The following is a 2,041-nucleotide window of genomic DNA, read 5'->3' as shown; positions in this document are numbered from 1 at the left end:
AAGTCCTCAATCCACTTGATTTCCATGGCGGATCCCATGTTATATGCACTGATGGAGCGTGTCCCGAAGCGCGCGTGTGATTCGACGCTGGCGGGACGACGCGTCGCCGGTGCGAAAGATTAATCGGTCAGGCCGCCCAGTGGCATCAAGATGCCTATGATCAATAAAGAGTAGATTAAATATGCCGGCAAAATCAAGCCATCTTCCGACTGCCGGTTCTACTCGTTGGCATTAGCGACCTTGCTCCATAGTGCACACGGAGTTGATCTTGCGCGCACTGCCCTTTCGCAACTTCGCAACTTCGCAACGCGTGCTAGCCACAGCAAGCCTCACCCTCTCCCGGTCTTCGGCGAAGACGGCGAGTGCGCTATACGGCAATTCTCCGTGCACGGAGATGCAAACAGCACTCCGCCATGACTGTTACCTTAAATCCCTCGGTCACGCGGGTTCCCCACTATCGCCCTGAAGGGCCGAAGCTCGCGCGGGGAAGTGCGACACCTCTCCCATCCAGGCGCTAGGCAATCCTTGCTGTACCCGCCCTTCAATCTCAGGAGAACTGGCTATGCCACTTATGGATGTCACCTTCGCGCAAGGTTCACTGAACACAGACGCCCAATGCAGGCGCTCGGCGAAGCTGTGGTCAATCGCGCTGCGTTGGGAAGGAATCGGAATGTCTCGCCCGCGAGCTGACCGACGCAATTCTTGAAGTCGACGCAACGAAGGGCGATCGCAGCGGCTCGCGCGTATTTTGCATTGTCGAGGAGATTCCCAGCGAGTATCGACGGGCAGACCTGGACTACCGTATTTACCGCGCGTACATTGAAACTCGATAGCGAACGCGTCGACGCGATGGAAGAAGCCGTGGCCGCCCGCCCTCGCGGTTTTTCAGAGTCGTGAAGCCGAGCGCAAGCGGGGTCATCAGGCGCGCAAAGGTGGGGGAATAATCGTTTGTCATGTCAGTCTCAAATACGCGTTGTCGTGCGATGCTGTCCCGTCTTGACGGGATATCAGCGCAGCGCACGGCGGAGGATTTTCCCTACCGGGGATTTCGGCAGCGTGTCGCGGAATTCGAACTGGCGCGGCACCTTGTATCCGGTCAGGAACTCGCGGCAATACTGCTGCAGGCTGGCGCCGGTCAGATCCCGGTCACGCGTGACCACGAACACCTTGAGGGCCTCGCCGGTTTTTTCATCGGGCACGCCGATGCAAGCGCATTCGCACACGCCACTGTGTCCCGCAATGACGGCTTCGACTTCGTTCGGATACACATTGAAGCCGGAGACCAGCACGAGGTCCTTCTTACGATCGATGATCGTGATGAACCCGTCCGGATCGATCACCCCGATATCGCCGGTGCGCAGGAAGCCTGTCTTCGTGAACACGTCGCGCGTCTCGTCGGGACGGTTCCAGTAACCGCTCATCACCTGCGGTCCCTTGACCGCGATTTCCCCCGATATGCCGGGCGGCATCTCGTTGCCGTCTGCGTCGACCAGGATCACGTCGGTCGACGGAAGCGGAACACCGACACTGCCGGCGTGGCCTGTTGCATGTCGCGGCACGATGCAGACCGATGGCGATGCTTCGGTCAGCCCGTAAGCGCCGGTGAGGCTGCAGCCGGTCAGTTCGTGCCAGCGCCGCGCGACCGATGGCGGCACGGCGGCGCCAGCGCCACATGTCAGCTTCAGGCAGCTGAAATCGAGCGCGCGGAACGGTTCGAAATCGAGAAGCGCATTGAACAATGTGTTCACGCCGACCAGGAACGAAAAACGGTGGACCCGGAACTCATCGACAAAATGCGTCAGGTCGCGAGCGTTCGGCACAAGCACGTTCCTCCACGCCTGGGCCACTGCAAACAGGCAGTTCCCAGTCAGCCCCATGATGTGATAAATCGGCAGGATCGTGACCACGCATTCGTCGGGTGCGCTCAAGTCCGCTTTGAACCAGTGAGCCAGTTGCTGCACGTTCGCGATGATGTTCCGGTGCGTCAGCAGCGCCGCCTTCTGGTTGCCGGTCGTGCCGCCGGTGTACTGCAGGAACGCAA

Annotated in this window: 1 protein-coding gene; it reads right to left on the bottom strand. The window is 59.8% G+C overall.

What is annotated here, in order from left to right; translation table 11 throughout:
• Positions 1–1,007: 1,007 nt before the first annotated feature.
• A partial coding sequence (locus WCA53_RS20410; RefSeq protein ID WP_423914906.1) for an AMP-binding protein occupies positions 1,008–2,041 on the bottom strand: 1,034 nt, incomplete at its 5' end.

Origin of the sequence: Caballeronia sp., assembly GCF_049581465.1 — a bacterium.
Classification (GTDB): domain Bacteria; phylum Pseudomonadota; class Gammaproteobacteria; order Burkholderiales; family Burkholderiaceae; genus Caballeronia.
Note: the sequence above shows the minus strand (reverse complement) of the source record. Positions and strands in the feature narration are given on the sequence as shown.